This is a genomic window from Streptomyces kryoterrae, from assembly GCF_054072135.1.
The window spans coordinates 9,374,600-9,388,898 of record NZ_CM133358.1 but is presented as its reverse complement, the minus strand read 5'-3'; the positions used below and the strand labels follow the sequence as shown (position 1 = coordinate 9,388,898).

Annotated in this window: 13 protein-coding genes; 10 read left to right on the top strand and 3 right to left on the bottom strand. The window is 69.8% G+C overall.

Annotated elements, in window-relative coordinates:
• Nucleotides 1-173 precede the first annotated feature (173 nt).
• Both ACW4TU_RS41935 and ACW4TU_RS41930 read right to left on the bottom strand, forming a co-directional pair.
• Entirely contained in the window at nt 174-1,745 is a 1,572-nt protein-coding gene (locus tag ACW4TU_RS41935; RefSeq protein WP_457422259.1) for a glycosyl hydrolase 53 family protein, read from the bottom strand.
• A gap of 127 nt (nt 1,746-1,872) precedes the next feature.
• A complete protein-coding gene (locus tag ACW4TU_RS41930) occupies nt 1,873-3,894 on the bottom strand; it encodes a beta-galactosidase (RefSeq protein ID WP_457422257.1) in 2,022 nt (673 codons plus the stop codon).
• A 202-nt stretch (nt 3,895-4,096) separates the two neighbouring features.
• Here ACW4TU_RS41930 and ACW4TU_RS41925 point away from each other — a divergent pair, with 202 nt between their 5' ends.
• The 5 genes from ACW4TU_RS41925 to ACW4TU_RS41905 all read left to right on the top strand — a co-directional run bounded on the left by ACW4TU_RS41925 (nt 4,097) and on the right by ACW4TU_RS41905 (nt 8,734).
• Nucleotides 4,097-5,413, top strand: a complete 1,317-nt coding sequence (locus ACW4TU_RS41925) for an ABC transporter substrate-binding protein (RefSeq protein ID WP_457422255.1) — start codon at nt 4,097-4,099, stop codon at nt 5,411-5,413.
• Nucleotides 5,410-6,333 carry a carbohydrate ABC transporter permease gene (locus tag ACW4TU_RS41920; RefSeq protein ID WP_457422253.1) on the top strand — a complete coding sequence of 308 codons (924 nt, stop codon included), beginning with the start codon at nt 5,410-5,412 and terminating at the stop codon, nt 6,331-6,333. Before ACW4TU_RS41925 ends, ACW4TU_RS41920 begins: the two co-directional genes overlap by 4 nt.
• Nucleotides 6,330-7,235, top strand: a complete 906-nt coding sequence (locus ACW4TU_RS41915) for a carbohydrate ABC transporter permease (RefSeq protein WP_457422251.1) — start codon at nt 6,330-6,332, stop codon at nt 7,233-7,235. The genes ACW4TU_RS41920 and ACW4TU_RS41915 overlap by 4 nt, the downstream gene beginning before the upstream one ends.
• On the top strand, nt 7,232-8,263 hold the full coding sequence (locus tag ACW4TU_RS41910; RefSeq protein WP_457422249.1) for a LacI family DNA-binding transcriptional regulator: 1,032 nt from the start codon (nt 7,232-7,234) through the stop codon (nt 8,261-8,263). Before ACW4TU_RS41915 ends, ACW4TU_RS41910 begins: the two co-directional genes overlap by 4 nt.
• Nucleotides 8,264-8,326: 63 nt before the next feature.
• Nucleotides 8,327-8,734 carry a MarR family winged helix-turn-helix transcriptional regulator gene (locus ACW4TU_RS41905; RefSeq protein ID WP_457422247.1) on the top strand — a complete coding sequence of 136 codons (408 nt, stop codon included), beginning with the start codon at nt 8,327-8,329 and terminating at the stop codon, nt 8,732-8,734.
• A 107-nt stretch (nt 8,735-8,841) separates the two neighbouring features.
• Here the strand turns inward: ACW4TU_RS41905 and ACW4TU_RS41900 are convergent, their stop codons facing one another.
• The gene (locus ACW4TU_RS41900; protein ID WP_457422245.1) at nt 8,842-9,690 is read right to left on the bottom strand and encodes a LysR family transcriptional regulator; all 849 of its coding nucleotides are present in this window, start codon (nt 9,688-9,690) and stop codon (nt 8,842-8,844) included.
• A 386-nt stretch (nt 9,691-10,076) separates the two neighbouring features.
• Between ACW4TU_RS41900 and ACW4TU_RS41895 the strand changes: the two genes are divergently transcribed.
• From ACW4TU_RS41895 to ACW4TU_RS41875, 5 genes are read left to right on the top strand one after another with little or no spacing between them, the layout of a single operon-like run.
• On the top strand, nt 10,077-10,799 hold the full coding sequence (locus tag ACW4TU_RS41895) for an alpha/beta hydrolase (RefSeq protein WP_457422243.1): 723 nt from the start codon (nt 10,077-10,079) through the stop codon (nt 10,797-10,799).
• Nucleotides 10,796-11,647, top strand: a complete 852-nt coding sequence (locus tag ACW4TU_RS41890; protein ID WP_457422241.1) for a sulfurtransferase — start codon at nt 10,796-10,798, stop codon at nt 11,645-11,647. Before ACW4TU_RS41895 ends, ACW4TU_RS41890 begins: the two co-directional genes overlap by 4 nt.
• A gap of 55 nt (nt 11,648-11,702) precedes the next feature.
• Nucleotides 11,703-12,584 (top strand): ABC transporter permease, encoded by an 882-nt coding sequence (locus ACW4TU_RS41885; RefSeq protein ID WP_457422239.1) that lies wholly within the window; start codon nt 11,703-11,705, stop codon nt 12,582-12,584.
• Nucleotides 12,585-12,589: 5 nt separating this feature from the next.
• Nucleotides 12,590-13,309, top strand: a complete 720-nt coding sequence (locus ACW4TU_RS41880) for an ABC transporter ATP-binding protein (protein ID WP_457422237.1) — start codon at nt 12,590-12,592, stop codon at nt 13,307-13,309.
• Complete coding sequence (locus ACW4TU_RS41875) at nt 13,306-14,277, top strand: ABC transporter substrate-binding protein (protein ID WP_457422235.1); 972 nt, start codon at nt 13,306-13,308, stop codon at nt 14,275-14,277. The genes ACW4TU_RS41880 and ACW4TU_RS41875 overlap by 4 nt, the downstream gene beginning before the upstream one ends.
• Nucleotides 14,278-14,299: the final 22 nt, after the last annotated feature.

The window sequence follows — 14,299 nt, the reverse complement described above, 5'->3', positions numbered from 1 at the left end:
GTGCCGTGTCTCCCAATGTCCCGCAGTCGGGGCCGCCGCGTCCGGGGCTTCGCTCCTCTTGGCCGAGGTCGAACTCTTTCCGTCACGCACGTGAGTTCGAACAAGCCCTTGCATCCCCACGCGCAGAGGCCCGGCCACCCCCCTCAGGCAGCCGGGCCCCGGTCACTTCCGGCTCAGCGGTGGCTGAACCACGTCATCGCGGGGAGCGCCTTGTCGTCGTAGCCGAACAGGGCCTGGTTCTCCCAGCCGTTGCCGGAGGAGGCGTCCGTGGGGTCCCAGCCGTTGCCGGTGACCGCGGTCCAGGTCGCCTCCCAGTAGAAGACCCCGAGGCCGCGGCCGTTCGGAACGGCCTCCACGATGTTCAGGATGTCCCGGAACCAGGCCGACTGCCCGGCCGTGGACGCCGCGTACCCGGAGACGAGCTCACCAGTCGTGTCGATGATGTTCTCGTGCGCGTCCTTGCTGTCCAGCCGGAACGGGTAGGCCGTCTCGGCGACGAACACCGGCTTGCCGTAGCGGGAGGCCGCGTCGTCCAGAGTGGTCTGGAAGTCGTAGAGCGAACCGTGCCAGTAGCCGTAGTACGACAGGCCGATGGCGTCGAACTTCACGCCGTTGGAGACCGCGCTGTCGAACCACCAGCGGGTGCCCGACAGATCGCCGCCCTTGGCCAGGTGCAGCGCCACGGCCGTGCCGGAGTTGACCGCCTTGACCGCGTTGTAGCCGGAGTTGAGCAGCCCGGCGAGCTGCGACCAGTTGTCGGTCGAGCCCTCGGACCACAGCATGCCGCCGTTGATCTCGTTGCCGACCTGGACCATGTCGGCGGTGGTGCCCTGGGACTTGAGGGCGCCCAGAACGTCGTACGTGTGGTTGTAGACGTCGGTCTTCAGCTGGCTGTACGAGTGTCCGGCCCACGCGGACGGCTTGGTCTGGGCACCCGGGTCGGCCCAGATGTCCGAGTAGTGGAAGTCGACCAGCAGCTTCATGCCCTGCGCCTTGATGCGCTTGGCGAGGGCGAGAACGCGCGCCTTGTTGTTGTAGTTGTCGGCCGGGTTGACCCAGACCTTGACCCGCGCGTAGTTCATGCCCGAGTTCTTCAGGACGGTGAGCGCGTCCGAGGTCGTACCGGAGCTGGTCTTGTAAGTGCCGCCCAGCGCCTCGCTCTTGGGAAGGGAGGAGATGTCGGCGCCCTTGACGGACAGCCCGCCCGTGCCGGAGGCGAAGGCCAGGTCGTCGACGTTGATCCAGTTGCCCGCGTTGGCATCGGAGTTGACGCTGATCGTGCACTGGTTGTTCGTCACCGCGATCGGCACGACGATGCGGATCCAGCCGCTGGCGGAGACGGGCAGGTCGGTGCGCTGCTCGGCGCTGCCGCAGTTCTTCAGCGCTATGTAGGCCGACTTCTGGCCGCCACCCGAGCGCACCCACGCGGTGAGCTTGTAGTTGCCGTTGGTCAGCCCGGACAGGTACTGGTAGGTCTCCACCTTGTAGGCGGAGGCGGAGTAGTGGGACAGGCGGTAACTGCCGCCGTGGCCACCGGACTCCACGTAGGAGGCAGCCGTGTCGCCGTACTCCGACCAGCCGCCCGGGACGGCCGCGCCCGAACCGTCGGCCTCGAAGCCGCCGTTGGTGAGCGTACTGGCCGCCTGGGCCGAGGTGGCGGGGAGCGCGGTGAGGGCGAGGCCCGCGGCGAGCGGGAGCAGCAGGGCCCTGAGTGTGCGCCTGGGTGTGCGTCTGGGATGGAACATCGTCGTCCGTCGTCCCTTCGACGTGATGGGTTGGGGGTGTCCCTCCCGAGGGGTAGGAGGGGCCCCTCCGCCCGCGGCTCTCGTGGCACGCACGGGCGGAGGGGAACTTGCGGCTCAGCCGTCGAGTTCAGCCGTCGAGTCGTACGACCCGGACGGCCCCGGCGGGCAGCGCGAGGCGGCCCGCGGCTCGTTCGCCCGTCAGCAGTTCGGTGCCGGGTGCCTCCAGGGGCACCTTGGCGTCCGACGCGGTGTGGTTGACGGCGAACAGGTAGGTGCCCGACTCGCCGGTACGGCGGACGAGTTCGACGTCGTGCGGGAGGTCGGCGCGGGCTGCGATGCCGGCCTCCTCGGCGGCCCGGCCGAGCAGGGCGTCCAGGCCGTGCGCGTCGAGGCGGGTCGACACGTACCAGGCGGTGCCCTCGCCGAGGCGGTGGCGGGTGACGGCAGGTTGGCCGGCGGTGAGTCCGTCGGCGTACGTCCAGACGGTCTCGGCGCCGCGCGGCACGACGAACTCGGTCCACACGTCGCCGGTCAGCTCGGAGCCGTCGGGGCCGGTGATGCGCACGGAGTCGCCCTGGAGCAACGGCGAGAACTCCTCGACGGTCAGGCCGAGTACGTCGCGCAGGGCACCCGGGTAGGGGCCCTCGTGCACGGCGTCGTGCTCGTCGACGATGCCGGAGAAGTACGAGACGACGAGGGTGCCGCCGTTCTCGACGTACTCCCTGAGGTTGTTCCCGGCGGCCTCCGTCATCAGGTACAGGGCGGGAACGACGACAAGGGGACAGGCCGACAAGTCGGCTTCCGGGTGGGCGAAGTCGACGGTGAGGTGGCGGTCGTACAGGGCCTCGTAGAAGGCGTCGGCGCGCTCGCGCGGGTCGTGGTCCTCGCTGGGGCGCCACTGGAGGTTCTGCGCCCACCAGGAGTGCCAGTCCCACAGGACGGCGACGTCGGCGACCGTACGGGTGGCGCGGATGGAGGCCAACGAGTCGAGGGAGGCGCCGAGCTCGACGACCTCGCGCCAGACGCGGGTCTCGGTGCCGCCGTGCGGGAGCATCGCCGAGTGGAACTTCTCGGCGCCGCGCCGGGACTGGCGCCACTGGAAGAACATCGCGCCCTCGGAGCCCCGGGCCACATGGGCGAGGGAGTTGCGGGCCATCTGGCCCGGTGCCTTCGCGGGGTTGCGGGCCTGCCAGTTGACGCCCGAGGTGGAGTGCTCCAGCAGGATCCAGGGGGCGCCGCCGCCGACGGAGCGGGTGAGGTCGGCGGCCATCGCCAGGTTGACGTGGGTGCGGCGGCCGTCGGTGATCAGGTAGTGGTCGTTGGTGACGATGTCGACCTCGCGGCCCCAGGCCCAGTAGTCGACGGAGTCGCACTGGCTGAGCGCGGTCATGAAGTTGGTGGTGACCGGGATGCCGGGCGCCAGACGGTGCAGGATGTCCCGCTCCATCACGAAGTTCTCACGCATGGTGGCGTCGGCGAACCGCTTGTAGTCGAGGGCCTGGCCCGGGTTGCCGACCGTGGGTGCGGCGCGCGGCGGGTTGATCTGTTCGAAGGTGGTGTACCGCTGGCCCCAGAAGGCCGTTCCCCAGGCCTCGTTGACGCCGTCGACCGTCCCGTACGCCGTCTCCAGCCAGCGGCGGAAGTGGGCCGCGCAGGAGTCGCAGTAGCAGGCGGAGACGGGGACGCCGTACTCGTTGTGCACGTGCCACATGGCGAGCGCCGGGTGGGCGCCGTAGCGCTCGGCGAGCCGCGTGGTGATGTCGGCGGCGGCGGCGCGGTAGTCGGCGTTGCTGTGACAGATCGCGGCGCGGGAGCCGAACTCGTAGCGCACGCCCTCGGGCGTGACGGGCAGCGCGTCCGGGTGCTCGCGGTAGAACCAGGCCGGCGGGGCCACCGTGGGCGTACCGAGGTCGGCGCGGATGCCGTTCTCGTGGAGCAGGTCCAGCAGACGGTCGAGCCAGCCGAAGTCGTACACCCCGGGCGCGGTCTCCAGCAGGGCCCACGAGAAGATTCCGACGCTGACCATCGTGACGCCGGCCTCACGCATCAGCCGGACGTCCTCCGGCCAGACGCTTTCCGGCCACTGCTCGGGGTTGTAGTCCCCGCCGAAGGCAAGCCCGGTGAGGCCTGTGGGGGTGGTCTCCGGCATGGAATGTCTCCCGGTTGGTGGGTCACTGTGGAACATATCTTGGGAACGTGCACACACAGCTTTCGCGGTGCGGGCCCTAGATAACCGCACTGAAACAACCATTGACAAGTGTCCGGTGTGTTTCTCTACTGTGAACGCTCACAGAAGGATGGCGGGTCTTCGCAACAGGCGAGGACCCCACCAGGTCAGGGGAGAACGTTCCATGCCGAACACGAAGCAGTGGCGCCTCGTGGCAACCGCAGTCGCCGTCACGCTCGGCGCCACCACACTCGCCGCTTGCGGGTCGGACGACGACAGCGAAGCCCAGTCGGGCCCGGTGTCGCTGACGTACTGGACCTGGACGCCCGGCATGGACAAGGTCGTCGACCTGTGGAACAAGGGGCCGGGCAAGGAGCAGCAGATCACCGTCACGGTGAAGAAGCAGGCCTCCGGCGACACCCTGGTCACCAAGATCCTCACCGCGCACAAGGCCAAGAAGGCGCCGGACCTGGTGCAGGCCGAGTACCAGGCGCTGCCGACCCTGGTCAGCAATGACGCGCTCGCGGACATCTCGGGCGAGGTCGGCGACGTGAAGAAGGACTTCGCCGACGGTGTCTGGCAGCAGACGACGCTGGGCACGGACGCGGTGTACGCGGTGCCGCAGGACATCGGGCCGATGATGTTCTACTACCGCGAGGACCTCTTCAAGGAGTACGGCCTGAAGGTCCCGACCACCTGGGCCGAGTTCGCCCAGACCGCCCGGGACCTGAAGAAGAAGGCCCCGGACAAGGACCTCACCACCTTCTCCGCCAACGACTCCGGTCTCTTCGCGGGTCTGGCCCAGCAGGCCGGCGCCAAGTGGTGGACGACCTCCGGCGAGAAGTGGAAGGTCGGCATCGACGACGCGGCGACCGAGAAGGTCGCCAAGTTCTGGGGCGACCTCGTCAAGGAGGACGCCATCGACAACCAGCCGATGTACACCCCGGCCTGGAACAAGGCGCTCGACACCGGCAAGCAGATCGCGTGGGTCAGCGCGGTGTGGGCGCCGGGCACGCTGACGACGGCCGCCCCGGACACCAAGGGCAAGTGGGCCATGGCCCCGCTCCCCCAGTGGTCGGCGAGCGAGGACGTGACGGGCAGCTGGGGCGGCTCCTCCACCGCCGTCACCACCGACTCGGGCCACAAGTCGGCCGCCGCGAAGTTCGCCGCCTGGCTGAACACCGACCGTGCCGCGCTGGCCGCGCTCGCCAAGGAGGGCGGGATCTACCCGGCCGCCACGGGCGCCCAGCTCAGCGGCGCGTTCGTCAAGTCGCCCGACTTCTTCTCCAACCAGGCGGACTTCTACACCCAGGCCGCCGAGATCGCGAAGACCACGGCGCCCTCCGCGTGGGGCCCGAACGTGAACGTGGCGTACACCTCGTTCAAGGACGCGTTCGCCTCGGCCGCGAAGAACAAGTCGGACTTCGGTGCCGCCCTGAAGACGATGCAGGACGACACGGTCGCCGACCTGAAGAAGCAGGGCTTCGGGGTCGCGGAGTGACCAACGCACGCCGGAGGTCGTACGGGGTCAGGTCGGCCCCGTACGCCTTCCTCCTTCCCGCGGTGATCCTGTTCGCCCTCTTCTTCGCGCTGCCCATCGGTTACGCGCTCTGGCTGAGCCTGCACAAGGTGAAGGTCTCCGGCCTGGGCCTCGGTGCCGGGGCGCGCAAGGAGGTCTGGGCGGGCATCGGCAACTACACCGACGCCCTCACCGACAGCGAGCTGCTCAGCGGCGCCCTTCGCGTGGTCGGCTACGGCGCGATCGTGGTCCCGGTGATGCTGGGGCTCGCCCTCGTCTTCGCGCTGATGCTCGACGCGGAAAAGGTGCGGCTCACCCCCTTCACCCGGCTCGCGATCTTCCTGCCGTACGCCGTTCCGGGTGTCGTCGCCGCGCTGCTCTGGGGCTTCCTGTACCTGCCGGACGTCAGCCCGTTCTACTTCGTCCTCGACAAACTGGGGATGCCGCAGCCGGACCTGTTGGACGGCGGTCCGCTGTACATCGCCCTCTCCAACATCGCGGTGTGGGGCGGTACCGGCTTCAACATGATCGTCATCTACACCTCGTTGCGGTCCATCCCGGCCGAGGTGTACGAGGCGGCGAAGCTGGACGGCGCCACCCCGCTGCAGATCGCGCTGCGGATCAAGATCCCGATGGTGGCGCCCTCGCTGGTGCTGACATTCTTCTTCTCGATCATCGCGACGCTCCAGGTGTTCAGCGAGCCGACCACCCTCAAGCCGCTCACCAACTCCGTGTCCACGACGTGGAGTCCGCTGATGAAGGTGTACCAGGACGCCTTCGGCAGGGGCGACATCTACTCGGCCGCGGCCGAGGCGACGATCATCGCGATCGTCACGCTGGTCCTCTCGTTCGGCTTCCTGCGAACCGCGAACTCCCGTAACAAGCAGGAGGCAGCACGATGAGTTCTCTTGCCGTGGGCAAGGCCGAGACGGCGGCGGGCACCAGGCCGGGCACCACGCAGCGCCCACCACTGCGCAGCCGGATCGCCCTCGTCCCGACGATCACCCTGCTGCTGGGCGCCCTGTACTGCCTGCTGCCGGTGGCGTGGGTGGTGATCGCGGCGACGAAGTCGGGCAGTGAGCTGTTCTCCACGTTCACGTTCCTGCCCGGCAGCGGCTTCACGGACAACGTGAAGGAGCTTAGCGCCTACCGCGACGGCGTCTACTGGAAGTGGATGGGCAACTCCGCCCTCTACGCCGGCCTCGGCGCCCTCCTCTCGGCGGCCGTCTCGGCGGTCAGCGGCTACGCGCTGGCGATCTACCGCTTCCGGGGCCGGGAGACGGTGTTCAGCGTCCTGATGGCGGGTGTGCTGATGCCGCCGGTGATCCTCGCGATCCCCCAGTACCTGCTGCTGGCGAAGGCCGACATCACGGACTCCTACGCGTCCGTGCTGCTGCCGCTGATCCTCTCCCCGTACGGCATCTACCTCGCGCGGATCTACGCCGCCGCGGCGGTGCCTGCCGACGTGGTCGAGGCCGGGCGGATGGACGGCGCGAGCGAGTGGCGCATCTTCACCAGGGTCGCGCTGCCGATGATGATCCCTGGCCTCGTGACGGTGTTCCTGTTCCAGTTCGTGGCCGTGTGGAACAACTTCCTGCTCCCTTACATCATGCTCAGCGACGACGAGAAGTTCCCGATCACCCTGGGTCTGTTCACGCTTCTGGAACAGGGAGCGAACACCCCGGCCCTCTACACACTGGTGATCACGGGCGCGCTCCTGGCGATCATCCCGCTCATCGCTCTATTCCTGGTCATCCAGCGGTTCTGGAGCCTCGACCTGCTCTCCGGAGCCGTAAAGTCATGACCATGAGCAATACCGCGGGCCGGCGCAAACCGCCGACGATCCACGACGTGGCACGCGAGGCGGGAGTGTCCCGAGGCACCGTCTCGCGCGTGCTCAACGGCGGGCACTACGTCAGCCCGACCGCCCACGAGGCGGTGAACGCCGCCATCCGCAAGACGGGTTACGTGGTGAACCGCCACGCCCGTTCGCTCATCACCGGACGTTCCGACTCGATCGGCTTCCTGCTGACGGAGCCTCAGGAACGCTTCTTCGAGGACCCCAACTTCAATGTCCTGCTGCGGGGTTGCACCCAGGCACTGGCGGCGCACGACATCCCGCTGCTGCTGATGCTGGCGGGCACGGACGACGAACGGCGGCGCATCACGCGGTACATCACCGCCGGCCATGTCGACGGGGTACTGCTGGTCTCCAGCCACTCCGGTGACCCGGTCGCGCAGGAGCTGTGCGAGGCGGGCGTACCGCTGGTCGCGTGCGGCAAGCCGATCGGCCTCGGCTCCAAGGTGAGCTACGTGGCGGCGGACGACCGGGACGGCGCCCGGGACATGGTCCGCCATCTCCTGTCGCTGGGCCGCCGCCGCATCGGCGTGGTGACCGGCCCGCTCGACACCCCGGGCGGTGTGGAACGCCTCGCCGGTTACCGCGAGGTTCTCGCCGAGGAGGGCATCGACTACGACGACCGCCTCGTCGTCTCCGGCGACTACAGCCGGGCCAGCGGCGAGGCCGGCGCGGAACAGCTGCTGGCCCGGGCCCCGGACCTGGACGCCGTGTTCGTCGCGTCCGACCTGATGGCACAGGGTGTGCTCACGGCACTGGAGCGGGCGGGACGCAGCGTCCCAGGGGATGTGTCGGTGGGCGGCTTCGACGACTCCTCCGCCGCCCTGGCCGCCCGGCCCCAGCTGACGACCATCCGGCAGCCCTACGACCGGATCAGCGCCGAGATGGTCCGGGTACTGCTCGCCCAGATCGGCGGCGAGGACCCGGCGGCGGTCATCCTGCCCACCGAGCTGATCAAGCGGGGATCCGCCTGAGCCGCCGGTCACATATCACCTCGGCCACGTCGTTTTTTATGCATACGCATTAACATGGGGTGCATGGCAACGAACAAGGCCGGTGCGGGGCTGGCGGACCAGTGGCGGGACATCCTGGCGGCGCACGCCCGCACGATGTGCGAGATCGACCGCGCACTGCATCCGCACGGTCTGGGCGCCAGTGACTTCGAGGTGCTCGACGTCCTAGTCGCCGAGGCGGCCTGTGCGGCGGACGCCTCCGACCCGGGCGAGCAGTGCCGGGTGCAGGACATCGCCGGGCGGGTCCATCTCAGCCAGAGCGCCCTGTCGCGGCTCATCGGGCGGCTGGAGAAGGACGGGCTGGTTGAGCGGAGCATGTGTGTGGAGGACCGGCGGGGGGTCCGGGTCGCTCTGACCGCTCGGGGGCGTGAGCTGCACGAGGAGGTTCTGCCGCTGCAACGTGCCGCTCTGGCGCGGACGTTGGGAAGCTGAGCCGATAGGTAGCTCGTTTGCTGCGGGCCGGGTGAGGGCCTTTCGCGCAGTTCCCCGCGCCCCTATCGGGGCGCTGTACCGCACCCCTGATTCATCGATCCGAGCACTCAGCTCAACAATTGTCGTACTGCCGCGAAAGCCGCCTCCACCGTCGCCGGGTCCGCTCCCGGGCGGGCCAGGGCGCTCATCGGAATCGGAGGCACCGGCGGCAGGCCCTCGTACGGGGTGAGGCCGTCGGGGGCCGGGCCCACCGTGGCCAGGAGGGCCACGCCCCGGCCGGTGCGGGCCAGGTCGAGGACGCCCGCCAGATAGCCCGCGTCGCCGACCACCGATGCCGCGACGCCCTGCTCGGCGAGGGTCGCGATGGCCCGGCGGCGGATGGCGCAGGGGTCCTCGATCGCGACCAGCGGAACAGGCGCCGGGGCGGCCGGGGGCGCCCAGCCGGGCGGAGCGTGCCAGGTCAGCGGCAGGCCACCGACCGACGTGCCCTCCGTCGCGGCGGCCTCCGTGACGTACACGGCGACATCGACGCTGCCGCGCTCCACCGCCTCCACCAGCCGCGCCGACCGGTCGATACGGAACCGCACCCGACAGCCGGGACGCACCGCCTCGACGGCCGCCGTCAGCAGGGGCAAAAACTGGTCGGCGGCGTGCTCGGTGGAGCCGAGGGTGATGGTGTCGCCGTCGACGTCGAGCAGGGTGCGTACGGCCTCGTCGTGGACGGCGAGGACACGGCGTGCCTGTTCGAGCAGCAGCCGGCCCTCGGGGGTGAACCGCGTGCCCCGGCCCTCGCGCTCGACGACGGGCTTGCCCAGCATCTTCTCCAGGCGGCGGACATGCTGGCTGACCGCGGACTGGCTGAGGGCGAGCGCCTGGGCCGCGCGATGGAAGCCGCCGTGGTCGGCGATCGCGGTCAGGCTGCGCAACGCCACGATGTCGAGCACTGGTTGGGGCATAGGGCGACCGTAGCCCGCACGGATCTCCGATCGCCATTCCCGATCGATCACGGATTCCGATCGATTTCGATGCGGAATCGTCGTTGGACGTGGCGCACCGGTGCCGGTCATGATGAGCGCATGGCGTATCCGACCGCATTTGCTGCTCTTCTCACGCAGCGCCGAGTCATTGACTTCGGCGTGGCGTGCACAGCGCGCTGTCGTTGATCCCACGCCGCCTCCCGGCGTTTCCGTACGGCCTCCACTGATCGGCTTCCCGCTGCTCACGTGCCGGTAGGCCGTCCCCCCGCTCCCCCCTTCCTCTCCGTTCTCTCTCTCCATTCCTTCTCCCCATCCCCTCTCTCCGCGCGCCCTTTTGCCTGCCCTGAAACGGGAGTTGCCCCCTCATGTCCTCTTCCTCGCCCTCCTCCGCACCCACCTCCTGGGACGAACCCGAAGGTCTCGCCGCGCGCGGCACGCTGATCGTGCTGCCGGGCCGGGGCGAACACGGCGGTGTGTACGAGCGGTTCGGCCGCCGTCTCGCCTTCGACGCCTACCGTGTAAGGGCGTTGGGCGACCCCTCCGCCGATCCGTCCGTGCTCGACGAAGCGGCCAAGCTCCTCGCCGACGAGTCGCTGCCGGGCCCGAAGGTACTCGTCGGCTCGGACACGGGTGCCCGGTACGCCCTTCAGGTCGCCGCCGAGCACCCGGCGGGCGTCGACGCGCTGATTCTCGTGGGCCTGCCCACCGGCCCCTGGGAGTCCGGGAGTTGGGACGACGAGCTGGCGGCGCGAACCGCCTGCCCGACCCACCGGGCCCGCCTCGCCAACGATCCCGCCTTCCGGCGCGGCGCGATCGAGGCGGCCGTCGACCTGCCGGAGCCGCACCTCGACCGGATCCAGCTGCCCATACTCGCCCTGCACGGCAAGGACGACCCGGTCAGCCCGCTCGACCGGGCGCTGAGCGTCTACGAAGGCCACGGACACGTCCGGGCCGTGACCTTCGACGGTGGCCGCCACGACGTGCTCAACGACGCGCTGCATCGCACCGCCGCCGCCACGGTCGTCCTCTTCCTCGAACGGCTGCGCCTCTCCCCCGAGCTGCCCGCGATCGCGGAGGGTCTCGCATGAGCCGGTCACGTGTGACGACGACCGTCGCCGAGTTGCGCGACGCCCTCACCTCCGAGAACCCGCCCCTCGTCCTCGACGTCCGCTGGGCACTCGGCGACCCGTACGGCCGCGACCACTACGCGGACGCGCACATCCCGGGTGCGGTGTACGTCGACCTGGACACCGAGTTGGCCGGGCCGCCCAGCCCGGAGGGCGGCCGGCATCCGCTGCCGGAGCTGGCGGAGTTGCAGGCGGCAGCCCGCAGTTGGGGGCTCGGGCAAGGCCAACCGGTGGTCGTGTACGACGACTTGGGCAACACCGCCGCCGCTCGGGCCTGGTGGCTGCTCCGGTACGCCGGAGTGACCGACGTGACGCTGCTGGACGGGGCGTTGGGTGCCTGGCGGTCGGCGGGACTGCCGCAGGAGTCCGGGATTCCCGCCGATCGGGAACACGGCGACGTCGTTCTGAGCCCGGGCGGACTGCCGCTCACCGATGCGGACGGTGCCGTCGAACTCGCCCGCGACGGGCTCCTGTTGGACGCCCGCGCCGGCGAACGGTACCGGGGCGAGGTGGAACCGGTCGACCCACGCGCGGGACACATCCCGGGCGCGGTCTCCGCACCCACCGGGGAGAACCTCGCGGCCGACGGGACCTTCCTGTCGCCCGAGCTGCTGCGTAAGCGGTTCGAGGACCTGGGTGCCGGGGACGCGTCGTGCATCGGCGTGTACTGCGGTTCCGGTGTCACCGCCGCCCACCAGATCGTCGCGCTCACCCTAGCCGGTTTCGACGCGACCCTCTTCGCCGGTTCCTGGTCCGCCTGGTCCGCCGATCCCACCCGCCCGGCCGCGACCGGACCCGCCTCCTCCTGACCCCTGGGCCCACAGCTGCCCCCGGGCTCCAGGGCCCCGCGAGAGGAACCCCACCATGACGACCAAACCGCTCGACGCGGCGCCCCTGGCCCCGCCGCCGCCTCCCGACACTCCCCCGGACCGGGCACCCCGGGTCACGATCCGCGGCGCCGCCCGCACCACACTCCGCTTCCAGCTGCCGCGTTCGGTGCGCCGGGCCGCCGGACCCGTGGGCCTCGTACTCCTCTGGTTCCTGACCTCGGCCACCGGTGTGCTGCCCGAGTCGGTGCTCGCCTCCCCCGTGGACGTCCTGAAACAGGCCGTCGACCTGACGAAGAACGGTGAACTGCCCAGCGCCATCGCCGCGTCGGGCCGCCGGGCCGCCGTCGGCTTCCTCATCGGGGCGACCGTCGCGCTCGTTCTCTCCCTGCTCGCCGGGCTGTTCCGGCTCGGCGAGGACGTCATCGACTCCTCGATGGGCATGTTCCGGGCGATCCCCTGGGTGGGTCTGATCCCGCTGTTCATCGTCTGGTTCGGCATCGAGGAGACCCCGAAGATCGCGCTGGTCGCCCTCGGCGTCACCTACCCGCTGTACTTCAACATCTACGGCGGGATCAGGTCCACCGACGCCCAACTCGTCGAAGCCGCGCGGATGATGGGACTCGGCCGGTTCGGGCTGATCAAGTACGTCATCCTGCCGAGCGCACTGCCCGGAGCACTCGTGGGGCTCCGGTACGCACTCTCCACCGCCTGGCTCGCCCTTGTCTTCGCCGAGCAGATCAACGCGGACGCGGGGCTCGGCTATCTGATGAGCAACGCCCAGCAGTACTTCCGTACCGACATCATCGTGCTCTGCCTCGCCGTGTACGCACTGCTCGGCCTCGCCTGCGACTTCGCCGTACGGGTCCTGTCCCGCCGCCTGCTGACCTGGCGGGCCAACTTCGAGGGCGAGGCGTGATCGCCATGGCCAACAGCGTGGAAATACGGGGGCTTTCGCGGGCCTTCGACGGCAACACCGTGCTGCACGAGCTCGATCTCGACATCAAGGAGGGCGAGTTCGTGGCCCTGCTCGGGCACAGCGGCTGCGGCAAGTCGACGCTGCTGCGCGTCCTCGCCGGGCTCGACGACGAGATCGGCGGTGAGGTGACGGTGCCCGCGCGGCGCAGCGCGGCCTTCCAGTCGCCACGGCTGCTGCCCTGGCTGAAGGTGTGGCGCAACGTCGTCCTCGGACTGCCCGGGCGGCCCGACCGGGCACTCGCCGCGAAGGCGCTGGACGAGGTCGGTATCGCCGACCGCGCGACCGTCTGGCCCAAGACGCTGTCCGGCGGCCAGGCCCAGCGGGTATCGCTGGCCCGCGCCCTGGTCCGCGAACCCGAACTCCTGCTCCTCGACGAGCCGTTCGGGGCGCTCGACGCGCTGACGCGCGGCAAGGTGCAGCAGCTGGTCGCCGAGCTGTGGCAGCGCCACGGCTGCGCGATCCTCCTGGTCACCCATGACGTGGAGGAGGCACTGCTGCTCGCCGACCGCGTCCTGGTGATGGACGAGGGCCGTATCGCCCACGACCTCACCGTCGACCTGCCCCGCCCGCGCGATCTCACCTCACCCGAGTTCGTCACCCTCCGCGCCCGCCTCCTCGGCTGGCTCGGCGTCACCGCACACACCCTCGAAGGGACCCCCTCGTGATACGCAGACTCGCCACCGCCGCGCTGAGCGTCACCGCCCTGCTGGCGCTGACCGCCTGCGGCGCGGACTCCTCGGCCGACGCCGCCGGGAGCAGCTCCCGGGTGACCCTCACCCTCGGCGACCAGGCCAAGACACTCCAGACGCTCGTCAACGCGTCCGGCGCTCTCAAGGGCGCCAAGTACAAGGTGAAGTGGGCCGAGTTCGAGGGCGCTGCCCCGCTGTTCCAGGCCGTGCAGGCGGGCGCCGCCGACACCACCTTCTCCGCCGATCTGCCCGCGTTGCAGGCACTCAGCGGTGGCGTGAAGTTCAAGAACGTGGCCGCGCTGAAGAACGACGGCCACCACACCGGGATCATCGTCCGCAAGGACTCTGACGTGCGAAGCGTCAAGGACCTCAAGGGCAGGAAGGTCGTCGTGTCCTCGGCCAAGGGCAGCATCGCCGAGTACCTGCTCGCCAACGTGCTGCGGCAGAACGGCCTCAAGTACTCCGATGTGAAGGTGCAGTACCTGCTGCCCACGGACGCACAGGCCGCGTTCTCCTCCGGGAAGATCGACGTCTGGGCCACCTTCGGCGTCTACCAGGCGGTCGGACTCCAGCAGGGCGGCCGGCTGCTGATCGACGGCGCGGACGGCAGGATCAGCGGCTACGGCTTCATCGGCGCCTCCGAGAAGGCCCTCGCCGACCCCGCGAAGAAGGCCGCGCTCGGTGACTTCCTGAAGCGGCTCGGTACGGCACTGACGTGGACGAGCACCCACCGGGACGCGTACGCCGACGCCATCGTCGAGCGCAACGGCGCCGACCCGGCGATCGCGAAGACGCTCGCCTCGGCCGTGTACAGCAAGGTCCTGCCGATCACGCCGGAGGTCAGCTCGACCGTCCAGGACGTGGCCGACCTCATGAACGGCATCGGAGTCCTCGATCCGAACGTCGACGTGGCGAAGTCGGCCGACACCTCCGTCCTCAAGTAACCGATACCGCAAGGGAGTTCAT

Excerpts from the sequence above, each read along its gene's own strand:
- ACW4TU_RS41935 (WP_457422259.1), bottom strand. The coding sequence starts at position 1,745 with ATGTTCCATCCCAGACGCACACCCAGGCGCACACTCAGGGCCCTGCTG.
- ACW4TU_RS41930 (WP_457422257.1), bottom strand. The coding sequence starts at position 3,894 with ATGCCGGAGACCACCCCCACAGGCCTCACCGGGCTTGCCTTCGGCGGG.
- ACW4TU_RS41925 (WP_457422255.1), top strand. The coding sequence starts at position 4,097 with ATGCCGAACACGAAGCAGTGGCGCCTCGTGGCAACCGCAGTCGCCGTC.
- ACW4TU_RS41915 (WP_457422251.1), top strand. The coding sequence starts at position 6,330 with ATGAGTTCTCTTGCCGTGGGCAAGGCCGAGACGGCGGCGGGCACCAGG.
- ACW4TU_RS41910 (WP_457422249.1), top strand. The coding sequence starts at position 7,232 with ATGACCATGAGCAATACCGCGGGCCGGCGCAAACCGCCGACGATCCAC.
- ACW4TU_RS41905 (WP_457422247.1), top strand. The coding sequence starts at position 8,327 with ATGGCAACGAACAAGGCCGGTGCGGGGCTGGCGGACCAGTGGCGGGAC.
- ACW4TU_RS41900 (WP_457422245.1), bottom strand. The coding sequence starts at position 9,690 with ATGCCCCAACCAGTGCTCGACATCGTGGCGTTGCGCAGCCTGACCGCG.
- ACW4TU_RS41895 (WP_457422243.1), top strand. The coding sequence starts at position 10,077 with ATGTCCTCTTCCTCGCCCTCCTCCGCACCCACCTCCTGGGACGAACCC.
- ACW4TU_RS41890 (WP_457422241.1), top strand. The coding sequence starts at position 10,796 with ATGAGCCGGTCACGTGTGACGACGACCGTCGCCGAGTTGCGCGACGCC.
- ACW4TU_RS41885 (WP_457422239.1), top strand. The coding sequence starts at position 11,703 with ATGACGACCAAACCGCTCGACGCGGCGCCCCTGGCCCCGCCGCCGCCT.
- ACW4TU_RS41880 (WP_457422237.1), top strand. The coding sequence starts at position 12,590 with ATGGCCAACAGCGTGGAAATACGGGGGCTTTCGCGGGCCTTCGACGGC.